The sequence below is a fragment of the Nocardioides sp. SRI_004 genome, assembly GCF_057586415.1.
Window position 1 is genome coordinate 25,898 of sequence record NZ_JBYCZV010000004.1, and the last position, 21,061, is coordinate 46,958.

Annotated in this window: 22 protein-coding genes; 13 read left to right on the forward strand and 9 right to left on the reverse strand. The window is 71.6% G+C overall.

Annotation, left to right across the window (positions count from 1 at the left end; genetic code table 11):
• The first annotated feature begins 3 nt into the window (after positions 1 to 3).
• The 3 genes from AC2YHB_RS05975 to AC2YHB_RS05985 all read left to right on the forward strand — a co-directional run bounded on the left by AC2YHB_RS05975 (position 4) and on the right by AC2YHB_RS05985 (position 3,692).
• A complete protein-coding gene (locus AC2YHB_RS05975) occupies positions 4 to 909 on the forward strand; it encodes an acetaldehyde dehydrogenase (acetylating) (RefSeq protein ID WP_487353666.1) in 906 nt (301 codons plus the stop codon).
• A gap of 2 nt (positions 910 to 911) precedes the next feature.
• On the forward strand, positions 912 to 2,000 hold the full coding sequence (gene dmpG, locus AC2YHB_RS05980; RefSeq protein WP_179651536.1) for a 4-hydroxy-2-oxovalerate aldolase: 1,089 nt from the start codon (positions 912 to 914) through the stop codon (positions 1,998 to 2,000).
• Between the two features lie 72 nt (positions 2,001 to 2,072).
• Positions 2,073 to 3,692 carry a hypothetical protein gene (locus tag AC2YHB_RS05985; protein WP_487353667.1) on the forward strand — a complete coding sequence of 540 codons (1,620 nt, stop codon included), beginning with the start codon at positions 2,073 to 2,075 and terminating at the stop codon, positions 3,690 to 3,692.
• On the opposite strand, the gene AC2YHB_RS05990 is transcribed toward AC2YHB_RS05985, so the two are convergent.
• Positions 3,685 to 3,996: a hypothetical protein gene (locus tag AC2YHB_RS05990; RefSeq protein WP_179651532.1), complete on the reverse strand. Its 312-nt coding sequence runs from the start codon at positions 3,994 to 3,996 to the stop codon at positions 3,685 to 3,687. The two genes, AC2YHB_RS05985 and AC2YHB_RS05990, sit on opposite strands and share 8 nt — an antisense overlap.
• 122 nt (positions 3,997 to 4,118) lie before the next feature.
• Between AC2YHB_RS05990 and AC2YHB_RS05995 the strand changes: the two genes are divergently transcribed.
• The 3 genes from AC2YHB_RS05995 (at position 4,119) to AC2YHB_RS06005 (ending at position 6,149) form a co-directional block, all read left to right on the forward strand.
• Complete coding sequence (locus AC2YHB_RS05995; protein ID WP_179651530.1) at positions 4,119 to 4,295, forward strand: hypothetical protein; 177 nt, start codon at positions 4,119 to 4,121, stop codon at positions 4,293 to 4,295.
• On the forward strand, positions 4,292 to 4,687 hold the full coding sequence (locus AC2YHB_RS06000; RefSeq protein ID WP_179651528.1) for a hypothetical protein: 396 nt from the start codon (positions 4,292 to 4,294) through the stop codon (positions 4,685 to 4,687). Before AC2YHB_RS05995 ends, AC2YHB_RS06000 begins: the two co-directional genes overlap by 4 nt.
• A 100-nt stretch (positions 4,688 to 4,787) precedes the next feature.
• Positions 4,788 to 6,149: an FAD-binding oxidoreductase gene (locus AC2YHB_RS06005; protein WP_179651526.1), complete on the forward strand. Its 1,362-nt coding sequence runs from the start codon at positions 4,788 to 4,790 to the stop codon at positions 6,147 to 6,149.
• A gap of 48 nt (positions 6,150 to 6,197) precedes the next feature.
• Here the strand turns inward: AC2YHB_RS06005 and AC2YHB_RS06010 are convergent, their stop codons facing one another.
• Both AC2YHB_RS06010 and AC2YHB_RS06015 read right to left on the reverse strand, forming a co-directional pair.
• Complete coding sequence (locus tag AC2YHB_RS06010) at positions 6,198 to 7,439, reverse strand: HNH endonuclease signature motif containing protein (protein WP_179651524.1); 1,242 nt, start codon at positions 7,437 to 7,439, stop codon at positions 6,198 to 6,200.
• Between the two features lie 367 nt (positions 7,440 to 7,806).
• Positions 7,807 to 8,805 (reverse strand): hypothetical protein, encoded by a 999-nt coding sequence (locus AC2YHB_RS06015; protein WP_179651522.1) that lies wholly within the window; start codon positions 8,803 to 8,805, stop codon positions 7,807 to 7,809.
• Positions 8,806 to 8,878: 73 nt separating this feature from the next.
• On the opposite strand from AC2YHB_RS06015, the gene AC2YHB_RS06020 reads away from it, so the two are divergent.
• Positions 8,879 to 9,814: a methylenetetrahydrofolate reductase gene (locus tag AC2YHB_RS06020; RefSeq protein WP_179651520.1), complete on the forward strand. Its 936-nt coding sequence runs from the start codon at positions 8,879 to 8,881 to the stop codon at positions 9,812 to 9,814.
• Here AC2YHB_RS06020 and AC2YHB_RS06025 read toward each other — a convergent pair.
• The gene (locus AC2YHB_RS06025) at positions 9,795 to 10,358 is read right to left on the reverse strand and encodes a maltokinase N-terminal cap-like domain-containing protein (protein ID WP_179651518.1); all 564 of its coding nucleotides are present in this window, start codon (positions 10,356 to 10,358) and stop codon (positions 9,795 to 9,797) included. The two genes, AC2YHB_RS06020 and AC2YHB_RS06025, sit on opposite strands and share 20 nt — an antisense overlap.
• 141 nt (positions 10,359 to 10,499) lie before the next feature.
• Between AC2YHB_RS06025 and hsaA the strand changes: the two genes are divergently transcribed.
• The 5 genes from hsaA (at position 10,500) to AC2YHB_RS06050 (ending at position 14,569) form a co-directional block, all read left to right on the forward strand.
• Positions 10,500 to 11,687, forward strand: coding sequence for a 3-hydroxy-9,10-secoandrosta-1,3,5(10)-triene-9,17-dione monooxygenase oxygenase subunit (gene hsaA / locus AC2YHB_RS06030; protein ID WP_179651516.1), 1,188 nt, complete (start codon positions 10,500 to 10,502; stop codon positions 11,685 to 11,687).
• Between the two features lie 2 nt (positions 11,688 to 11,689).
• Positions 11,690 to 12,595: a 4,5:9,10-diseco-3-hydroxy-5,9,17-trioxoandrosta-1(10),2-diene-4-oate hydrolase gene (gene hsaD / locus AC2YHB_RS06035; protein WP_308645689.1), complete on the forward strand. Its 906-nt coding sequence runs from the start codon at positions 11,690 to 11,692 to the stop codon at positions 12,593 to 12,595.
• On the forward strand, positions 12,592 to 13,488 hold the full coding sequence (gene hsaC, locus AC2YHB_RS06040) for an iron-dependent extradiol dioxygenase HsaC (RefSeq protein ID WP_218864779.1): 897 nt from the start codon (positions 12,592 to 12,594) through the stop codon (positions 13,486 to 13,488). The genes hsaD and hsaC overlap by 4 nt, the downstream gene beginning before the upstream one ends.
• Before the next feature lie 21 nt (positions 13,489 to 13,509).
• Positions 13,510 to 14,157: a flavin reductase family protein gene (locus tag AC2YHB_RS06045; RefSeq protein ID WP_308645688.1), complete on the forward strand. Its 648-nt coding sequence runs from the start codon at positions 13,510 to 13,512 to the stop codon at positions 14,155 to 14,157.
• 286 nt (positions 14,158 to 14,443) lie between these two features.
• Entirely contained in the window at positions 14,444 to 14,569 is a 126-nt protein-coding gene (locus AC2YHB_RS06050; RefSeq protein WP_257026969.1) for a hypothetical protein, read from the forward strand.
• A gap of 9 nt (positions 14,570 to 14,578) precedes the next feature.
• Here AC2YHB_RS06050 and AC2YHB_RS06055 read toward each other — a convergent pair whose 3' ends face one another.
• Entirely contained in the window at positions 14,579 to 15,943 is a 1,365-nt protein-coding gene (locus AC2YHB_RS06055) for a helix-turn-helix domain-containing protein (RefSeq protein ID WP_179651514.1), read from the reverse strand.
• Between the two features lie 149 nt (positions 15,944 to 16,092).
• Here AC2YHB_RS06055 and AC2YHB_RS06060 point away from each other — a divergent pair, with 149 nt between their 5' ends.
• Positions 16,093 to 16,599 carry a TetR/AcrR family transcriptional regulator gene (locus tag AC2YHB_RS06060; RefSeq protein WP_179651512.1) on the forward strand — a complete coding sequence of 169 codons (507 nt, stop codon included), beginning with the start codon at positions 16,093 to 16,095 and terminating at the stop codon, positions 16,597 to 16,599.
• Here the strand turns inward: AC2YHB_RS06060 and AC2YHB_RS06065 are convergent.
• The 4 genes from AC2YHB_RS06065 to AC2YHB_RS06080 are packed head-to-tail and all read right to left on the reverse strand — an operon-like array spanning position 16,529 to position 21,043.
• Positions 16,529 to 17,512, reverse strand: a complete 984-nt coding sequence (locus AC2YHB_RS06065) for an acyl-CoA dehydrogenase family protein (RefSeq protein WP_179651510.1) — start codon at positions 17,510 to 17,512, stop codon at positions 16,529 to 16,531. The genes AC2YHB_RS06060 and AC2YHB_RS06065 overlap by 71 nt on opposite strands.
• Positions 17,512 to 18,417 (reverse strand): acyl-CoA dehydrogenase family protein, encoded by a 906-nt coding sequence (locus AC2YHB_RS06070; RefSeq protein WP_179651508.1) that lies wholly within the window; start codon positions 18,415 to 18,417, stop codon positions 17,512 to 17,514. The genes AC2YHB_RS06065 and AC2YHB_RS06070 overlap by 1 nt, the downstream gene beginning before the upstream one ends.
• Positions 18,414 to 19,562 carry an acyl-CoA dehydrogenase family protein gene (locus AC2YHB_RS06075; RefSeq protein ID WP_179651506.1) on the reverse strand — a complete coding sequence of 383 codons (1,149 nt, stop codon included), beginning with the start codon at positions 19,560 to 19,562 and terminating at the stop codon, positions 18,414 to 18,416. Before AC2YHB_RS06075 ends, AC2YHB_RS06070 begins: the two co-directional genes overlap by 4 nt.
• A complete protein-coding gene (locus AC2YHB_RS06080) occupies positions 19,562 to 21,043 on the reverse strand; it encodes a FadD3 family acyl-CoA ligase (protein WP_179651504.1) in 1,482 nt (493 codons plus the stop codon). Before AC2YHB_RS06080 ends, AC2YHB_RS06075 begins: the two co-directional genes overlap by 1 nt.
• Positions 21,044 to 21,061: the final 18 nt, after the last annotated feature.

Sequence of the window (21,061 nt, forward strand, 5' to 3'; positions counted from 1 at the left end):
GACGTGAGTGGAAAGAAGTTGACGGCCGCGATCGTCGGCCCCGGCAACATCGGCACGGACCTGCTCTACAAGCTGCTCCGGAGCGACGTGATCGAGCCGCGGTGGATGATCGGCGTCGACCCGGCGTCCGAGGGCCTCCGCCTCGCCGCCGACAAGGGCCTCGTCGCCAGCCACGAGGGCGTCGACTGGCTGCTCAAGCAGGACGAGCTCCCGGACCTGCTCTTCGAGGCCACCTCGGCCTACGTCCACCGCGAGTACGCGCCCCGGTACGCCGAGGCCGGCATCCGCGCCATCGACCTGACCCCGGCCGCGGTCGGCCCCGCCGTCATCCCGCCGGTCAACGGCGAGGAGCACGTGGGCGCGCTCAACGTCAACATGATCACCTGCGGCGGCCAGGCCACGATCCCGATGGTCAACGCGGTCTCGCGGGTCACCCCGGTGCCGTACGCCGAGATCGTCGCCTCCGTCTCCTCCGCGTCGGCCGGCCCGGGCACCCGGGCCAACATCGACGAGTTCACCCGGACCACCTCGGCCGGCGTCGAGAGCATCGGTGGCGCCGAGAAGGGCAAGGCGATCATCATCCTCAACCCGGCCGAGCCGCCGATGATCATGCGCGACACGATCTTCTGCGCGGTCGACCCGGACGCCGACACCGACGCCATCGCGGAGTCCGTGCACCGGATGGAGAAGGCCGTCCAGGAGTACGTCCCCGGCTACCGGCTGCTGCAGGAGCCGCAGTTCGACGGCCCGTCCGACTTCACGCGGGGCATGCGCCGGGTCTCCATCTTCGTCGAGGTGGAGGGCGCAGGCGACTTCCTGCCGCCGTACGCCGGCAACCTCGACATCATGACGGCCGCCGCCACCCAGGTCGGCCAGAACATCGCCCGCTCGATCCTGGGAGCCAGCTGACCATGACCGACATCAACGCACTCGCCCGCACCTGGTCGGGGATCCACGGCGACGAGCCGTTCGGCAAGCTCGACCTGCGCCTGACCGACACCTGCCTGCGCGACGGCTCGCACCACAAGCGGCACCAGTTCACCGGCCAGGAGGTCGAGGACATCGTGCGCGCGCTCGACGAGTCCGGCGTCCCGGTCATCGAGGTCACCCACGGCGACGGGCTGGGCGGCTCCTCGTTCAACTACGGCTTCTCCCGCACCCCGGAGCAGGAGCTGATCAGGATCGCGGCCGAGACGGCCAAGCGGGCCAAGATCGCCTTCCTGATGCTGCCGGGCCTCGGCACCAAGGACGACATCCGCGCCGCGCAGGACAACGGCGGCCAGATCTGCCGGGTGGCGACGCACTGCACCGAGGCCGACGTCTCGATCCAGCACTTCGGGCTCGCGCGCGAGCTCGGCCTGGAGACCGTCGGCTTCCTGATGATGAGCCACACGCAGTCGCCCGAGGTGCTGGCGAAGCAGGCGCGGATCATGGTCGACGCCGGCTGCCAGTGCGTCTACGTCGTCGACTCCGCCGGCGCGCTGATCATGGAGCAGACCGCGGACCGGGTCGCGGCCGTCGTCGCCGAGATCGGCGGCCAGGCCGATGTCGGCTTCCACGGCCACGAGAACCTCGGCCTCGGTGTCTCCAACACCGTCATCGCCGCCCGCGCGGGCGCCACCCAGATCGACGGCTCGGTCCGCCGCTTCGGCGCCGGCGCCGGCAACACGCCCCTCGAGGCGTTCGTCGGCGTGTGCGACAAGCTCGGGTGGACCACCGGTGTCGACTTCCTGAAGATCGTCGACGCGTCCGAGGACGTCATCAAGCCGGCCATGCCGGAGGAGTGCCAGCTCGACCGGATGACCCTGATGATGGGGTACGCCGGCGTCTACTCCTCGTTCCTCAAGCACGCCGGCAACGCCGCCGAGCGCTACGGCGTCTCGGGCGCGCAGATCCTGCTGGAGGCCGGCAAGCGCAAGCTGATCGGTGGCCAGGAGGACCAGCTCATCGACATCGCGCTGCAGCTCCGGGCTGCCCAGGAGGCACCTGTCACCGTGTGACCTTCGCGCCAGTCGGGCGCCCCATCGGGGCGCCTGACGGTGCGGTCACGGTGGGCCGCCTATCCTCGCGTGGTGCTGCGTCGTGCTCCCCAGGTCCTCCTCGGCCTGCTCCTGCTGCTGCTCGTCGGCTTCGTCCTGACCCAGGCGGACGTCCACGGTCGCACCTTCGACGAGCCGCTGCAGAACGACTACGGGCACCGCGTCCTCGACTGGTACCTCAGCCTCGGCAGCGACCGCAGCTTCCTCGACTACCCCGAGAAGACACAGCTCCCGCAGCACGGTCCCTTCTTCGAGACCGTCGTCGCCGCGTTCCAGTCGGGAGCGGGCCGGCTGTTCGACGCCGACCCGTGGACGGTCCGGTCGCTGGTCTGCGGCCTCACCGGCGTCCTCGGCGTCGCCCTCATGGCGCTGTGCGCCCTCGAGATCGCCCGTGGCTCGCGGCGGATCAACGAGCAGGGCGCGTGGTGGTTCGCCCTCACCGCCGCCCTCGCGCTCGCGCTCTACCCCCGCTGGACCGGCGCGATCCTCACCAACTCCAAGGACACCACGCTCGCGGTCGCGATGCTCGCCGTGCTGTGGCTGACGATCCGCCTGGCGCGACGGTGGGAGGAGGAGCCCGACCGGTTGCCGTGGCGCAGCCTGGCGGTCCTGGGGGTCGTGTTCGGCCTGGCCGTCTCGATCCGGGTGATCGCGCTGCTGTGGGTCCCGGTCGTCGGGGTCCTCGCGCTGGTGTGGTGGCTGCTCCACGGCCGTGACGCGGCGGGTCTGCGCCGGGTGGCCGCCGGGGCGGGTGTGGTCGGGCTGGCGTCGTACCTCACCATCCTGGCGGTCTGGCCCTATGTCTTCCTGAACCCGGTCGGTGGGCTGCCCACCGCGATCGCGTCGATGTCGAAGTACCCCTGGGACGACCCGATCCTCTACAAGGGCGAGATGGTCGAGGCGATGATGCTGCCACGCGACTACGTCCCGACCTGGCTGTGGCAGGGATCGCCGTGGCTCTCGGTGCTGCTGGCCCTCGCCGGCACGGCGCTGGCCCTCGTCGACCTGGTACGACGCCGCGGCACCGCCTCCGACATCGCCCTGCTCGGTGCGTTCCTCTTCCCGGTGCTCGCGCTGATCGCGCTCGACCCGACGCTCTACAACGCCCTGCGCCACTTCCTCTTCGTGGTCCCGCCGATGCTGCTGCTGGCGGCGTACGCGCTGGTCGTGGGCGTCGGCTGGCTGCTGCGCGAGGGCGCATCGGTGCGCTGGCGGCCGTGGGCGGCCGGCGTCGCCGTGCTCGTGGCGGTCGCCGCGCAGGTGCAGGTGCTCGTCGGCGTGGCCCGGATCTACCCGTACGAGTACATGTACTTCAACGCCGCGACCGGCGGCTTCGAGAAGCAGCACACGCAGTTCGAGACCGACTACTGGGCCGCCTGCACGCGCGACGCGATGCTGTGGCTCGACGACCACTGGCGCGACTACACCTCGAAGAAGAAGGCCACCGTCCAGAACCGCTGGGGCGTCGACGGCCAGCTCGAGCAGTACCGCTCGAAGCAGCTGGAGGTCCTCCCCGAGGGCAAGCCCGACTTCGGCATCTACACACTGATGAACTGGCGCCGCGACCCGTGGCCGAAGTTCGACAGCGTCAAGCAGTTCGAGGTCGACGGGGTGGTGCTGTGCGAGGTGCAGGTCAACCCGGACCTCACCTGACGCCGGCGGGGGCGCGTCCGGTGCGCCTCCGAACGGCCCGGACGACCTCGGCGACGACGATCGCGACCACGCCGGCGGTGAAGGCACACAGCGCCCAGAAGATGCCGCCGAAGGCCGCCATGTCGCACTCGCCGTCCTCCGGCCCGCTGCACTCGGTCGCCTCGAACTGCGCGACCCCGGCGACGAAGGCGACGATCACGAGCAGGGTGAGCCCGAACAGGTAGAGCGGGACCCGGTCCGCGGCCGCGAGCCCCCGGCCGGCCTCGGGTGCCGAGGCCGCCCCGTGCATGTCGTCCGAGCTCATCGCTTCCTCCTCGTTCAGGAGCCCCAGTGTCGCTGTCGCGCGTGGACCGCACCGGGAAACGGCCACATCGGCGTTCCGCGGATCTCCTGGCGAGGTCGACGTGGTCGAGGGACACTGGCCTGGTGATCCTGATGCTGGCCGCACTCGTCGTGGTGCTGGGCGTGCCGGCGGCGCTGACCTGGCAGGGGCAACGGCGCCGGGGGAGCGGGCGCGGTGTCGCCGCGGTGGCGGCCGTCTTCTTCCCGGTCGCCTGGACCGTCTGGTACGTCGCCGACGAGCGTCCGTACGGAGTGTCGTGACCGAGCCCGCGGCCGGGGTCACGACGGCCGACGTCGCCGGCCGCTGGTTCGCGATCGAGGTGGAGTACGAGCCGATCCGGCGGGGGAGGAAGGCAGGCTGGATCGCGGCGGGCGGAGCGCTCTACTTCGTGACGCTGGGCGTCTACATCCTGCCGCTCCGGCAGCGCTCCACTGTCCGCCTACTCCGGCGCTCCGACATGGGGACGGTCGCGACGTACGAGCACCGGCACGCCGCCGACCTCGACGGCGACCTGGTCTGGTTCCGCACCCACCTCGTCGAGGACCAGGTCTTCGACTTCTGCCGGCGCATCGGTGTGGCGACGGCGCACGTCGAGGGCGGCGGCCAGGACTTCGAGGACGAGGACCTCGTGCGACTGGTCGAACTGCGCTGATCCGCTCGTGGCAACCACCCGTCCGGGTCATTGCCACCGCTGGCGGGCGGGCGCAGCATGGAGCGTCAGACCTTTCTCGGGCCGTCCGAGGAGGCACCCCTTGACCGAGATCTCATCCAGCACCGTCCTGCGTCCGGGTGATCCCGGCTACGACGAGGCCCGGACCGTCTTCAACGGGCTGATCGACCGGTCCCCGGCCCGGATCGTGAAGTGCGCCTCTGCGCAGGAGGTCGCCGACGCGATCACGCAGGCGCTCGCGGACGGACTCGGCATCTCCGTGTACGGCGGCGGCCACGGCGTCACCGGCGCCGCCGTCATCGACGGCGGTGTCTGCGTTGACCTGCGGCCGCTCGCCCACGTGGTGGTCGATCCCGACGCCAGGACGGCGCGGGTCGGCGGCGGCGCCACCTGGGGGATGGTCGACGCGGCGACGCAGGAGCACGGCCTCGCCGTGACGGGTGGCCGCGTGTCCACGACGGGCGTCGGCGGGCTCTCGCTGGGCAGCGGCAGCGGCTGGCTCGAGCGCAAGCTCGGGTTCACGTGCGACAACCTGCTCGCGGCCGAGGTCGTCACCGCCTCCGGCGACATCGTGACCGCGTCGGAGAGCGAGAACCCGGACCTGTTCTGGGCGATCCGCGGCGGCGGAGGCAACTTCGGTGTCGTCACCGAGTTCACCTTCCGCCTGCACGAGGTGGGGCCGATCGTGTACGGCGGCATGCTGCTCTACCCGGGCTTCCAGGCCAGGGAGGTGCTGACCCATTGGCGGGACTTCATGCTGACCGCTCCCGACGAGGTCGGCTCCGGCGTCGCGCTGATCACCGCCCCGCCCGAGGAGTTCGTGCCCGAGCCCGCCCGCGGACAGCCGGCCGTCGGCGTGCTGCTCCTCTACGCCGGCGACGTCGACGAGGGACGCGAGGTCCTCGCCCCGCTCACCGAGTTCGGCCCGCCCGCTGCCAACCTGGTCCAGCCGATGCCCTACGTCGCCGTCCAGCAGCTGCTCGACCCGCCGAACGTCAAGGGGATGCACAACTACTGGAGCGGCGACTTCCTAAGCTCCTTCCCGGACGAGGCGGTCGACACCTACCTCGCTCACGCGATGCCGCCCGTCTCGCCGTTGAGCCAGATCATCATCGTCGCGGGCGGCGGCGCGATCGCCCGCGTGGACGACGACGCGACCGCCTTCGGCAACCGCCAGTCCCCGTGGAACCTGCACTACCTGTCGATGTGGCCGCCCGACCACGCCCAGGACGAGACGAACATCGCCTTCACGCGCCGCCTCGCGGGATCGGTGAAGCCGTGGAGCACCGGGCACGCCTACCTCAACTTTATCGGCGACGAGGGCCTGCTGCGCGTCGAGGCGGCGTACGGCCGCGAGACCTACCAGCGGCTGCGTGAGCTGAAGAAGGCCTGGGACCCGACCAACGTGTTCCGGCACAACCAGAACATCCCGCCCGCGGAGTGACACACACCAGAACCCCCGCCAGGCAGCCACGACGGCACCGTCCTGTTGTCAGGCGACGGTGACCTTGCGTGTTCCGGTCTGGTCGACCAGGTAGTGGGCCCCGTGTGGGTCTCGCCAGATGACGATCCCGGGGAAGGGTTGTCGGACTTCCCAGCCGGCGTGGGTCTTGATGCGGTGGTGGGTCCTCGTCAACGGGCCGAGGTTGTCGGTCGAGGTGGTGCCGCCCTCGGCGTAGGGGATCTGGTGGTCCAGATCGACCTTGCGGGACAGGTTCGCCGCGAACGGGAACGTGTCGCCGGGGTGGATGAGGTGCACGGCCTCGCGGAGCCGGTGGGGGATTTCGTAGGCGTCGACGGATGCGCCTTGGTTGAGGTTGATGACGGGTTGGACCTTCACGCCGCTGGCGTAGTGGTCGACGAGGTGGCGGACGTAGGCGGTGGTGAGCGGGCCGTGGCCTTCCATCCGGGCGATGGCCGAGTCGGGGGTGCAGTGGAGCCGGATGAGGACCTTCGGCTTCACCGGCCCGACCGTCAGGTCGACGTGGGCCTCGGGGTTGGTCAGCAGTGCGAACGCCGCCAGGCGTCGTTCGGTCTTGGTGGCGTCGGGCATCTGGTCCTTCAGCCCGTCGGCGGTGGCGTCGATGCCCGCTTCGGAGCCGAGGATCACGGCGGCGTGGTCGCGGATGGTCATCGTCATGATGCCGTGCTTGTCGACGCGGGAGCGGCGGATGAAGGTGTCCTTCGCGGCCGCCTCCTCTTTGGCCCTCGCGAGCTCGGGAGAGGCTGCGGCGACCTTGCCCTCGACGACGGCTTCGAACCGGGACCAGGCCAACCTGCCGTCAGCGATCTCCACCACCTCGGCGTCGACCCAGGCGGCCTCGTCCGCAGTGAGTTCGCGGGTGGCGTCGGCGACATGACGAGCATGCGTGGAGCGCACCTGACCGGCTTTCACGCCGGCCCAGAGCTTCGGGAGGCGGTGGACGAGGTCGACCGCGTCGGCGATCAGTCGCTTCGCGCCGTAGGGGCTGGTCTGGATCCGGGCGCCGAAGGTCGCGGCGGCGTGCTCGGTGATCCGCGGCGTACCCACCGCACCAGCAGGCTTCGCCCGCTCGCGACCGCGCTTGTCCGTGGCCGGGAGCGCGTCGGGTGAGTGGAGGACTGCCCACTGGTAGGCGGCTTCGAGGATGTCGCGTTCGGCGTCGAGTCGGGCCGCGTGGCGCTGCTCGGCGAAGGACAGCACGGCGTCGGCGGACATGTCCGCGAGCTGGTGGTGTCGGTCCCGAGTGGCCATACGTGTATTGGATCACGGGGTGCCGACACAACCAGGTGGAGCGGAAAGTGCCTGTGCACAACGGCTCTGCAACGGGGCCTTGTGGACGACAGGTGGCGCAAGGAGTGACTCGACGAGGCCGCCGGACCGCACCCGACCGCCGGACCCAGCTACCTGCCCGCCGTCCTCGTCGCTGCGCTTGAAGACCCGACCGCCGACCAACCGCAGGGCACAGCGGGTGCACCGGAGCAAGGGGTCTCGTGACGGTCGCTGCGCGACCTCCTCGACCACCGGGTCGCTGCGCGACCTCCTCGACCACCGGTCGCTGCGCGACCTCCTCGACCACCGGAGTTCTGCGCGACCGACCGCGGTCGCCGTACGCCCCCCGTCAGTCCCGCGCTCCTGCCAACCGGTTGCGCCGGTCCTCCTCACGCTTGGAGTACGTCGCCGCCCGAATCGCCTCGTCGGACTCCAGGCCGCTGCCCAGCGCACCGCCGATGGTCGCCGCCGAGGCCACGAACCAGGACAGGACCAACAGGTCGCCGTGCTCGACGCCCCGTTCGAGGTAGCCGCCCATGACGTCGGGATCGAGCACGAAGAGCGCCCACAGCAGGTTCAGGACGAAGAGCGCGAGGTAGCAGATGACGGCGCCGACCGACAACGTCAGCAGGGTGGAGAGGTTGTAGAGCCGCGACCTCTCGCGCGCTTCGGCGGAGCCGTCCTCCGGGTGGTCCCAGAGCTCGCCGTCGATGACGAGCCAGCCGACCACCATCGCCAGCGAGACGGCCGTGGCCACGACCAACCGCCACCACGACAGCGAGTCGGCGAGGAGCCAGACGGTGGAGTTGATCGTCGCGATGGCGCCGGTCGTGAGGGCGGCGATCAACGCCGACTTCAGTCCGGGCACGACGAGCCAGGGCCGGTTGGCGAGCACCATGCCGAGCAGGAGTCGCCAGCGGCCACTGCGCGACGGCAGCGGCACCCGCTGGGGTTGGGTGGAGGAGCCGTCGAGCCCGTGGATCAGCTCCTGCAGGGCGCGCCGGCTGCGGCTGTGGACCCGCAGCCCCGCCAGTGCGGGCAGGGAGAGCAGTGCCGCCCGGTGGTCGTGGTCGGTCTCGACCAGGAGGTAGCGGCCTTCGTCGTCGCGCAGCGGGAGCTCGGTGATGCCGACGACGAGGTCCCAGCCGCGTGCGTCAGCGTGGTCGGTGAGCCTGCCGAGCGCGGTGCCGAGGTCCTCGCAGGCGAGTGTGAACGGTTCGCTGACCACCTCGACCTGCCAGTCCCGGCGCTGTGCCGCGTCGCGGCGCGACTCGTGGTCGCGGAACCGGCGGGCGACCACCGTGGGCTCGGCGGGATCGGCGACGAGCCCGACGCGGACGGAGGTCATCATGGCTGGGTACCCGAAGGCGGCGACCTGAGACCGGTACGGCGGCGCGCGGCCCGCTCGCTACCCTCGCGCCGTGGACCTCGCAACGCGCATCGCGGCCGGCCAGGGCGGCTTCGTCCTCTTCGCCCTCACGCCGCCGCGGCAGTCGACTCCGGCCGAACGGCTGCCGGAGATCGCGCGCGCCACCGTCGAGCGGCTCGACCACCTCGACCTCGACGGCCTGATCCTCTACGACATCGACGACGAGAGCTCCCGCAACCCGGCGGAGCGGCCGTTCCCGTTCAGCCCGACGGTCGACCCGTCGACGTACCGGGCGGAGCACTTCGGGTCGTGGCGGACGCCGGTCATCGTCTACCGCGCCGTGGGCAAGTACCAGCCCGAGGGCCTGCGCACGTGGATCGCCGAGCAGGACCCCCGCAGCACGTTGACCGTCATGGTCGGCGCCGCCTCCAGCGGAGCGACACCGCCGCTGTCCCTCGCCGACGCCCAGGCGCTGCGCGCCGAGGCCAACCCGGACCTGCTCCTCGGGGGAGTGGCGATCCCGGAGCGGCACCGTCGTCGCGAGAACGAGCACCTGCGGCTGATCGCCAAGCAGGAGGCGGGCTGCCGGTTCTTCGTCACCCAGGTCGTGTACGACGTCAACGCGGCCAAGAACCTCGTGTCCGACTACCGCTACGCCTGCGCGGAGCGCGGGACGGCCCCGGTGCCGATCGTGTTCACGTTCTCGGTGTGCGGGTCGATGAAGACCCTCGAGTTCCTGCGCTGGCTCGGCGTCGACGTCCCGCGGTGGATCGAGAACGACCTGCGTCACGCGACCAACCCGCTGCGGGCCTCGCTGGAGCAGTCGGCGGCGACCGCTGCCGAGCTCGTCGAGTTCTGCCGCCGCCTCGACGTCCCGTTCGGGCTCAACGTGGAGAGCGTCTCGATCCGGCGCGAGGAGATCGAGGCGTCGGTGGAGCTCGCCGCGAGACTGGGCGCGCAGCTGCGGGTCAGTCCAGACGCGCGATGACGGCCCGGCCGCCGTCCCAGGTCGCCAGCAGCGCGGGACCGGACGCGGCCTCCTCCGGCTCCCGCAGCACGTGGACGACGCCCGCCGGATCGCCCGCGTCCCCGGCCGTGCCCCCGGCCGTGCTTCCGGCCGCGTCGCCCGCCACCGCGCTCAACCGCACCGCCGGCTCGCGCGTGCCGACGAGCCGTCCGTCCTCCCACAGCTCCAGCACCGCCTGCGCCTGCTCGCCCAGGATCGCCCGGCGCACGCATGCGACCGCGACGGGGTCGGTCGCGCCGTCGTAGATCCAGCGCGGACCCAGCTCCGAGTGCTCCATCGTGCTCACGAGCCGGGCCCCGTCCTCGGCGAGGATCGCGCCGCGGTAGCTGAACAGCACGTGCTGCAGCAGGTCCTCGCGGCGCACGAGGAAGCCCTCGACGCCGACCTCGCCGTCGGGGTCGTCGAAGCGGTAGGCGCCGACGACCTCGACGGGCCCGTCGAGGACGGTCTCCAGCAGCTCCTGCTTGGTGGGGCGGATGGTCGCGGAGGAGTGGACGACAGCCATGTGTCCGACCCTAGCGACCAGGGACGGCCGCCCGTGCCGCCTGGATGTGTCCCCACGTCGCACTCACCGGGAGCGTCGCATGGACCAAAACAAGAACGTGTTCTAGTATTGGCTCATTCGATCCATCCACTAGGAGCGCACATGCACCAGGACTTCTCTCCCGAGGTCACCGCCGTTCTCGACGGCGTCCGCGACCTGCTCCCCACGTTCCGTGAGCGCGCCGAGGAGGGAGACCGCCTCCGGGTCATTCCGGACGCGTCGATCAAGGAGCTCGAGGAGACCGGCTTCTTCCGGCTGCTGCAGCCGAAGCGGTACGGCGGCCTCGAGGCCGACCCGGTGGCGTTCTACACCGCGGTCCGCGACATCGCCTCCGCCGACGGCTCGACCGGCTGGGTCTCCAGCGTGGTCGGCGTCCACCCGTGGCAGGTCGCGCTCTTCGACGACAAGGCCCAGCAGGCCGTCTGGGGCGCCGACCAGAGCGTGCGCCTCTCGTCGTCGTATGCCCCGACCGGCAAGGCGGTCCTCACCGAGGGTGGCTTCAAGCTGTCCGGCAAGTGGAGCTTCTCGTCCGGCAGCGACCACTGCTCCTGGGTGCTGCTGGGCGGCCTCGTGTTCAACGAGGAGGGCCAGGTCGTCGACTTCCGCACCTTCATGGTCCCGCGGGAGAAGTACCAGGTCGTCGACGTCTGGAATGTCGTCGGCCTGCGCGGCACCGGCTCCAACGACATCGTCGTGGAGGAGACCTTCATCCCCGAGGAGTTCACGCTCTCGATGGGGGAGACCGGCCAGTGCAAGGGCCCGGGCCAGGCGGTCAACACCAGCGACCTCTACAAGCTGCCCTTCCACTCGATCTTCACCAGCACCATCGCCACGCCGATCATCGGCATGGCCAAGGGTGCGTACGCCGAGCACGTCGAGATGCAGCAGAAGCGCGTCCGTGCGGCGTACCTCGGTGAGAAGGCGTCCCTCGACCCGTTCGCCGCGGTCCGCATCGCCCGCGCCTCGTCGGAGATCGACGCTGCCTGGGCGCTGCTGATGAACAACATCCGCGAGGAGCAGGCCCACGTGGCGAAGGGCGAGCCGATCCCGCTCGAGCTGCGCCTGCGCGTGCGCCGCGACCAGGTGCTCGGCACCGCGCGCTCCATCGAGGCCATCGACGCCCTGTTCGAGGCCTCGGGCGGCCGGGCGCTCGCCGAGGGCACCTACCTCCAGCGGGCCTGGCGCGACTCCCACGCGGGCCGCGTCCACGCCGCCAACGACCCCGAGCGCGCGCTGCAGATGTACGGCGGCCAGCAGTTCGGGCACAAGGTCGACCCGGGGATGTACTGACCGTGACCGCTGACAGCACTGCCTTCTCCAAGGAGGCGACCCGCCGGTCGGCCAAGGCCGGCGACATCACGCTGAACTACTACGAGGCCGGTCCCGAGGACGGCTCGCAGGTGGGCGGCGGGCTCCCGTTCGTGCTGCTGCACGGCGGCGGGCCCGGCGCCTCGGCCTGGAGCAACTTCGGCTCGGCGCTCCCGAGGTTCGCGCAGACCTTCCGGACCCTGCTGGTCGACCAGCCCGGCTTCGGCCAGTCGGACAAGCCGCCGGTGACGGCGAACTACTTCCGCCACTCGGCGTCGTACCTCGTCCAGCTGCTCGACGAGCTGCAGATCGAGCGGATCCACCTGCTGGGCAACTCCCTCGGCGGTGGTACGGCGACCCGGTTCGCCCTCGAGTACCCCGACCGCGTCGGCCGGCTGGTCCTGATGGGCCCGGGCGGCCTGTCGGTCAACCTGTTCCACGCGGACCCCACCGAGGGCGTGAAGCGGCTCATGGACTTCAGCATGAACCCCAGCCGCGAGGCGCTGCGTGCCTTCATCTCGACGATGGTGGTCAACCAGGACCTGGTGACCGACGAGCTCGTCGAGGAGCGCTTCGCCGACGCCACGGCGCCCGGCTCGCTGGAGGCGATGCGCTCGATGGGTGCGTCCTTCTGGAACCCCGAGTGGGCCGAGGACGGCATGCTCTGGCGCGAGGCGCACCGCCTGCGCAAGCACACTTTGCTCACGTGGGGCCGCGAGGACCGGGTCAACCCGCTCGACGGCGCGCTCGTCGCCCTCAAGCAGATCCCGAAGGCGCAGCTGCACGTGTTCCCGAACTGCGGCCACTGGGCCCAGATCGAGGCGGCCGACGAGTTCGCCGAGATCTGCACGGCCTTCCTGGCCCGCCACGTCGAAAGGACGCGACGATGACCATCGACATCCGCTCCATGGGCTACATCCGGGTGGCCAGCACCGACCTGGACGCCTGGAAGCAGTTCGCCGGCAAGGTCCTCGGCCTGGCCGAGGGCCGCGGCCCGAACCCCGACCACCAGTACTGGCGCATCGACGAGGTCTCGGCCCGCGTCGTCGTCTTCCCCTCCGACGTGGACCAGCTGGACTGCACCGGCTGGGAGGTCGCCGACCACCAGGCCCTGCAGGCCGCCCGCGAGCACCTGCAGAAGTCCGGCGTCGAGTTCGAGGAGGGCACGAAGGAGGAGCTCGACGAGCGCCGCGTGCAGGAGCTCGTGCGCTTCCGCGACCCGTGGGACAACGTCTTCGAGCTCTACCACGGCATCACCTACGAGGCCCGCCCCGTCGTCACGCCGTACGCCGCCACCTTCGTCACCGGCGACCAGGGCCTCGGGCACATCGTGGTGCCGGTGCTCGACGACGTCGAGGCGCTCCGCTTCTACACCGAGGTCCTCGGCTTCCGCCTGCGCGACTCGATGAGCATGCCCGGCGAGTTCGTCGGCAAGGAGCCGGGCAGCAAGGTCTGGCTGCGCTTCCTCGGCGTCAACCCGCGGCACCACTCGCTGGCCTTCCTGCCGATGCCGAACCCGAGCAAGTGCGTCCACGTCATGCTCGAGGTCGACAAGCTCGACCACGTCGGCCGCGCGCTCGAGCGGGTCCGCAAGCACGGCGCGCCGCTGTCGGCGACGCTCGGCCGGCACATGAACGACGAGATGATCTCGTTCTACGTGAAGTCGCCCGGCGGCTTCGACGTCGAGTTCGGCACCGACGGCATGACCGTCGACGACAGCCGTTGGGTCGCACGTGAGTCGACCGCGGTCTCGTACTGGGGCCATGTCTTCGGTGGGCACTGAGGGACCGTTAGCGTGGACACCGTGGCAGAGAACCAGGACGCGATACCCGACGGCATCAGCCCGGACGCCCGCGAGACCTGGCCGCACCCGGAGCTGATCCAGTCCTGGCTCGGTGACGCGGAGGTCGACTTCGAGCTGCGCCCCGGCGAGGAGGTCGCGGTCCACGACGACCCGGAGGCGCAGGCCGCCGCCCGTCGCTTCCGCGACGTCCTGGGCTCGTTCGCCTCGGGCATCACCGTGATCACGACGATGAGCGGCGACGAGCCGGTCGGGATGACCTGCCAGTCGTTCTCCAGCGTGTCCCTCGACCCGCCCCTGATCACGTTCATCCCGGCGCGGACGTCGCGCGCCTGGCCGCTCATCCAGCGTGCCGGCCGGTTCTGCGTCAACGTGCTGGCGGCCGACCAGGAGCACGTCTCCGCCCAGATGGCGACCAAGGGCGCCGACAAGTTCGCCGGCATCGACTGGACGCCGGCGACGGCGACCGGCTCGCCGGTCATCACCGGCACGCTGGCCCATCTCGACTGCACCATCCACGCCGTCTACGAGGGCGGGGACCACTTCATCGTGGTCGGCAGGGTCGAGCACCTCGAGACCCGCGGCCCGGACGGCGGGACGAGCGAGCCGTTGCTCTTCTTCAAGGGCAGGTACCGGACCACCGACGCCTGAGCGGACCTCTCCGGCCCGTGACATGCCGATGGCCCTCCAGCAGCGCCGACTGCGGGAGGGCCATCTGTGCTCCGGGCCCCGGAAGTTGCCCGGGCCTCGACGGCTGCGGCCTCCCTGACCCATGACCTCTGGGGGATTGGGTCACGCGCCAGGGCTCGTGGAGCTGCTGCCATCGAGGTGCCTGCAGCGTACACGCGTTTGCCTTGCAAATGTGACTGCCTGTGACATGATCTTGCCGAGTGAGACGGCTCGCCCCAAGCCGTCCGCCGCTACCTCGGAGGTCGTCATGCGGAAGTTCAAGCTCGTTCTCGCCGGGTTCGCCGTCGCCACCCTCGGGCTCGTCGGAGCAGCCGCTCCCGCCCACGCCGGTGGGCAGAGCGCCGTGTCAGCGAAGAACGTCTGGTGCTGCTGACCGCCTGCGTCAGCGGCTGAGCACCGCCGTCGTGACGCGCTGACGGCGAGCAGCCAGACCGGTGGCCGCTGCGGCGCTCCTGAACGCGGTCCGGGCGCCGTCGTAGTCGTGGACCTCCTCGAGGAGCTCCGCGAGCTCGTACCAGACCTGGGCGGCGGAGCGGTCCGCGCCGACGGCCGACAACAGCTGCGCGGCCGACTGGTAGCTCGAGCGCGCAGCGTCGACGTCCCCTTGGCTCGCCGCGACCTGGCCGAGCACGATCGTCGCCTCGACGCGCGGGAGTGGCGCCTCGGCCGGCGCGGTCTCGAGGCAGCGCTCGGCGAGCTCGCGTGCCGACACGTGGTCGCCGGTCAGGAGGTGTGCCTGGGCGAGCGTCACGTCGCAGAACGCCAGGTCGACGGCGCTCGCGCTGGTGTGCACGAGGTCCTCGCGCGCGCGGGTGGCGTGGTCGATCGCGGTCGTCACCTCCGGCGGGTCGGCCTGCAGCAGCAGCCGGCCGACCTGGAGGCGCAGGCGCGCCAGGTTGCGCTCGTCGCGGCCCTCGCTCAGCAGGGCGAGGGCGCGGGCCGCCAGGGGAGCGGCGGCGGTGGTGCGACCCTTGGTGGACTCGACCACGCTGGCGTTCCAGTACGCCGCGGCGCGGGCCCGTGGCGACGACAGCGCCTCCGCCGTCGCGATCGCGGCGGTGCAGCGGCGGGTGGCACGGGACAGGTCGCCGCGCTCGGCGTAGGCGGACGCGATGGTGACCGACAGCTGAACCGCCTCGTCGGTGGTGGCCAGCGGGGTGTCCGAGAACGCCGCCTCCACCTGCTCGCCGGCCTCGATCGCGAGGCTGAGGTCGCCCGAGTCACGCAGGCAGCGGCTGAGCGCGATGCCGGCCTCGAGCCGGGGCAGTCCGGTGCTGGTGGCGACGACCTGCTCGAAGCGGGTGATGGCCTCGTCGTAGGCGCCGCGGGCCTCCAGGGCGCGTCCGAGGAGGTAGGCGCCGCGCTCGACGAAGGACGCGAGGTGGCTCGCCTCGGCGGCGGCGAGGGCTTGCCGGGCGTGTGACTCGGCTTCGCCTGCGTCGCCGCTCTCGAGGGCGATCTCGGCGTAGTCGAGGCCGAGGCGGATCTCGTCGTAGGCCGAGCTCTCGATGCCGTGGAGGAGCTGGTCCGTGGTGGTGCCGAGCCGACCGGCGAGCTCGATCAGCACCTTCATCGTGGGGCGTCGGCCACCGCTCTCGATGCGGGAGACGTAGCCGGTCGAGAGGCTCTTCCCGGCGAGCTCGCCCTGCGTCAGGCCACGCTGGCTGCGAAGCGCCCGGATGCGTGCGCCCAGCGCGTGGACGTCCACCGACGCGAGGTCGGCCGTGCTCGTATCGATCTGACCCATGGTGTGCGAGAGTACGTGCGCCGAGTCAAAATCGGAACCGAAACGTGTCAACTGACAGTCAAACCCGGTGCGCTGTGGCGTAGACCACCGTCCGGCGCGGGGCCTCGGGCTGACCATCGGGATGGCCTGTGCGGCACCATCGAGGGGCCATGCACAGCCTCGACCCCACCGAAGACTTCGCGATCCGCCTGCTGCGGCGCTTCCTGCTGCTCTGCGAGCACCCGCGCACCCGCCAGCGGATGCTGCAGATGGTGCGCCAGTCCACGCGGATGGGTCCGGGCGCGCCGCGCCTCTACGGATGGATCAACAAGGCGGTGCTGAACCCGCGCTTCCAGCCGGTGCTGGAGCGCCGGGCCATGTCGGCGATGAAGGCGGAGCTCGTCGCGTCGCAGCTGATCGGGCTCGCCATGACCCGCTACGTGCTCAAGATCGAGCCGCTCGCCTCCGCCCCCGTGGACGAGGTCGTGCGGATGGCGGCGCCGTCGATCGCGGCGGCGTTGCAGGGCGAGGACGCGTTCGACCACGTCGTCCGGCCCGAGGTCGAGGACCCGGAGCCGGCCCGGCGCCGCGGCCGTCGGCTCCCGCTCAGAGCGCCACGGCTGCCCGGTGTCGGTGCGGTGCGCCGGACAATTGCCCCAGGGCGTGGGCGCGCTTGAACACCAGGTGGGCGTCGTGCTCCCAGGTGATCGCGATGCCGCCGTGCAGCTGCACGCACTCGCTGGCCGCGAGCTGAGCCGTCTCGATCGCGTACGACGCCGCCGCCCGGGTCAGGAAGTCGGCGTCGTCGGCGCCCTCCGCCAGTGCGTACGACGCGGCCCAGCTCGCCGAGCGCGCCATCTCGGTCCGGGCGAACACCTCGGCCATCCGGTGCTTGAGCGCCTGGAAGGAGCCGATCGCGCGCCCGAACTGGACCCGCTCCTTGCTGTAGTCGACCGTCATCCGCAGTGCCCGGTCGGCGAGCCCGACCGCGAGCGCCGCGACTGACGCGCCCGCGACCAGCTCGGCCCGCGCCCCTGCGCTGGTGCCGTCGCCGAGCCGGACGGTGCTCGCACCGGTCAGGTCCAGCCGCGCGAGGCGGATGCTCTGGTCCATCGACTCGGTCCAGGTCGGGACCGCGCCCTCGAGCTCGACGAGCTCGTCGCCGATCACCGCGAGCACGATCGAGGCGCGGTCGCCGTCGAGCACCGGCGCCGCGCCGGTGACGAGCGTCGCGATCTCACCGGCGGCGATGCGGGGGAGCAGGCGCTGCTTCGCGTCCTCGGTGCCGCCGGCCAGGAGGGCCTCGGTCGCGATCGTCGTCGCGAGCAGCGGGGACGGGGCGAGCGAGCGGCCGAGCTCCTCCAGGACCACGGCCGTCTCGAAGAAGCTGGCCCCCACGCCGTCGTACTCCTCGGGGACGGCGAGCGCCGCGACCCCGATCTGCTCGCACAGCGTCGCCCACAGCGCTTCGTCGTGACCGGACTCCGACGTGGAGGCGGCGCGGACGGAGGCGGAGTCGGCCCGCTTCTCGAGCAGGCTGCGCACGGTGGCCGCGAGCTCGGCCTGCTCCTCGCTGAGTGCGAAGTCCATCAGGCACCCACCAGCGAGTCGAGGATCCGGGCTCGGTGCTCGGCCGGGGTGCCCCACGCGGTGACGAGCGCGCGGATCTTCGTGATCCACACGCTCAGGTCGAACTCCTGGGTGTAGCCGATCGCGCCGTGCACCTGCAGGCCCGTGCGGGAGGCGAGGTACGCCGCGTCCGCACAGGCGACCTTGGCCGCCGACACCGCGCGCTCCCTCTCGGTGATCGAGCCCGTCGGCACCAGGGCGGCACCGAAGACCAGCGGGCGCGCGAAGTCGAGGGCGATCCGCACGTCGGCGAGCTTGTGCTTGATCGCCTGGTAGGAGCCGATCTCGCGGCCGAACTGCCTGCGCTGCTTCACGTAGGTGACCGCGTCGGCCAGCACCCGCTCGCCGGCGCCCAGGAGCTGGGCGGCGGTGGCCAGGGCGGCCAGGTCGTACGCCGCGGCGAGGTCGCCGTGCTCGACGGGGTCGCCCACCGTGACGTCGAACAGGTGCCGCGCGCGGTCGACCGAGACGTGCGCCGCTCCGGCGGTCGCCGTGTGCAGCGCACCGTCCACGACGGCGTACAGCTCGTCGGCGACGTCGGCGTCGAGGGCCCGCGGCGCGCCCACGGTGCCGATGCCCTCGACCTCGCGGCCCAGCGCCACCGGCAGGTACGCCGCCGACTCGACCCACGGCCCGGGCACGGCGTGCCGTCCGAGCGCCTCGAAGGCGACGACGACCTCGACCGGGGTGGCCTCGGTGGCGAGCTCGGTCACGCCCTGCTCGGCCAGGCGCTGCCACAGCTTGAGCCCGGGGTCGTGGTCGCCGGCCGCCCAGGCGCGGGCCGCCGCGACGGTGTCGGCCGCGGAGAGCAGGGACTCCAGCGATGCCGCGAAGTCCCGCTGGTCGGTGGTGAGCTCGAACCTCACTTCTGGGCTCCCTTCGGCTCGCGGGGGAGGCCGAGGATGCGCTCGGCCACGATGTTGCGCTGGATCTCGTTGGTGCCGGCGTAGATCGGGCCGGAGAGCGAGAAGGTGTAGCCGTCGAGCCAGGTCGACTCGAGCTCGGCGTCGGCGCCGAGCAGGTCGAGGGCCGTCTCGTGGAGCGCCACGTCGAGCTCGCTCCACCAGACCTTGTTGACCGAGCCGGCGGCGCCGATGTCGCCACCGTCCTTGAGCCTCGACACGGTGCCCCAGGTGTAGAGGCGGTAGGCCTCGGCGCCGATCCAGGCGTCGACGACCCGGTCCGCGACGCGCGGGTCCGGCCGGTCGGCGTACAGGGCGAGCAGGCGGTCGGCGGCGGCGGTGAACCGGCCGGGGGAGCGCAGCGACAGGCCACGCTCGTTGCCGGCGGTGCTCATCGCGACCCGCCATCCGTCGCCGGGCGCGCCGAGCACGTCGGCGTCGGGCACGAACACGTCGTCGAAGAAGACCTCCGCGAAGCCGGCCTCGCCGTCGAGCTGCGCGATGGGGCGCACCGTCACGCCCTCGGCGTCGAGCGGGAAGAGGAAGTAGGTCAACCCGGCGTGCTTCTGCGCCTCCGGGTCGCTGCGGAACAGCCCGAAGCCCCAGTGGGCGAGCGCGGCGCGCGAGCACCAGATCTTCTGGCCGTTGAGCACCCAGCCACCGCGCTCGTCGTCACGACGGGCGGTCGACTTCAACGAGGCCAGGTCGGAGCCGGCCTCGGGCTCGCTCCAGCACTGGGCCCAGACCTTCTCGCCGGTCGCCATCGACGGGAGGAAGCGGTCCTGCTGCTCCTTCGTGCCGTGCTCGAAGAGGATGGGGGAGAGCAGGAAGATGCCGTTCTGGCCGACCCGGAGCGGTGCGCCGGCGCGGTAGTACTCCTCCTCGAAGATGATCCACTCGACCAGCGACGCGCCGCGGCCGTGGTACTCCTCCGGCCACGAGACGACCGGCCAGCGAGCAGCCGACAGCTTGGCCTCCCACTGGCGGTGCAGCTCGAAGCCCTCGGGGGTGTCGAGCGACGGCAGGGGCTCGGCCGGCACGTTCTCCGCCAGCCAGGCGCGCGCCTCGGCCTGGAAGGCCAGCTCGGAGGGGGACAGGTCCAGGTCCATCAGTTCTTCCTCAACTCGGTCTTGAGCACCTTGCCGGACAGGTTCCGCGGCAGCGCGTCGACCGTCTCGACGAAGCGCGGCACCTTGAAGTTCGCGAGCCGCTCCTTCGCGAAGGCGATCACGTCCTCGCCGGAGGCCCGGCCGACGACGTACGCCTTGCCGACCTCGCCCATCCGCTCGTCGGGGACGCCGACCACGGCGACGTCGTCGACGCCGTCCATCCGCATCAGGGCCTGCTCGACCTCGGCGGGATAGACGTTGAACCCGCCGGAGATGTACATGTCCTTGAGGCGGTCGGTGATGCGCAGGTTGCCGGCCTCGTCGAGGACGCCGACGTCGCCGGTGTGCAGCCAGCCGTCGGCGTCGATCGCCTCGGCCGTGGCGGCGGGGTCGTCGAGGTAGCCGAGCATGACGAAGTCGCCGCGCACCAGCAGCTCGCCCGACTCGCCGGGCGCCTCCGCGTCGATGCGGGTCTCCATGCGGGGGATGGCCCGCCCGCAGGTGGTCGCGACCAGCTCGGCGTCGTCGCCCTCGCGCGCCATCGTGACCACGACGGCCTCGGTCATCCCGAACGCGGTGACGACCTGGTCGATCCCCAGCTCCTCACGCATCCGCTCGATCAGCACGACGGGTACGACGGCCGCACCCGTGACGGCGAGGCGGAGGCTGGAGAGGTCGCGGTCGGCGCGGCCCGGCGCGGTCAGCAGCGACTGGTAGATCGCCGGCGCTCCGGGGAGCACGCTGATCCGCTCGGTCTCGATCAGCTCCATCGTCCGCTCGAGGTCGAAGGTCGCGAGCGGGTAGAGCGTGGCGCCGGTGGTCAGGCCGGTGACGATGCCGACCTTGTAGCCGAACGAGTGGAAGAACGGGTTGACCACGAGGTAGCGGTCGTCGGCGGTGACGCCACCGAGCTCGCCCCAGGTCCGTGCCACGCCGACGGTCTGCCGGTGCGCGCTCATCGCGCCCTTGGGCCGTCCGGTCGTGCCGGACGTGAACAGGATGTCGGCGACGTCGTCGGGCGCCACCGCGGCGGCCACCTCGTCGATGTCGCCCGGCTCGGTGGCCAGGTCGGCCAGCGTGGCGATGTCGACGAGGTCGCGCACGCCCGCGAGGTCGGCGGCCGCGCGCAGCTCGTCGATCTGGTGGCGGCCGAGGAAGCCGTCGGCCACGACGACCAGCGTCGCGCCCGCGCGCTCGACGATGTCGGCGGCCTCGTGGCCGGTGTAGCGCGAGTTCAGCGGGACCAGGGTGCCGCCGGCGTAGGAGACGGCCAGCGCCGCGACGACCCAGTCGATGCTGTTGGGCGCCCAGATCGCGGCGCGCTCCCCGGGGGCGAAGCCGCGGGAGCGGTAGCCGGCCGCCGTACGGCGCACGAGCTCGAGCATCCCGGTGAACGAGACGACGCGGTCGCCGTCGACGTAGGCGGGGCGGTCGCCGTGCTCCTCCGCTGCAGCGCGCAGGACGGCGGGAATCGTGTCCATGGCCACACCCTACCAAGC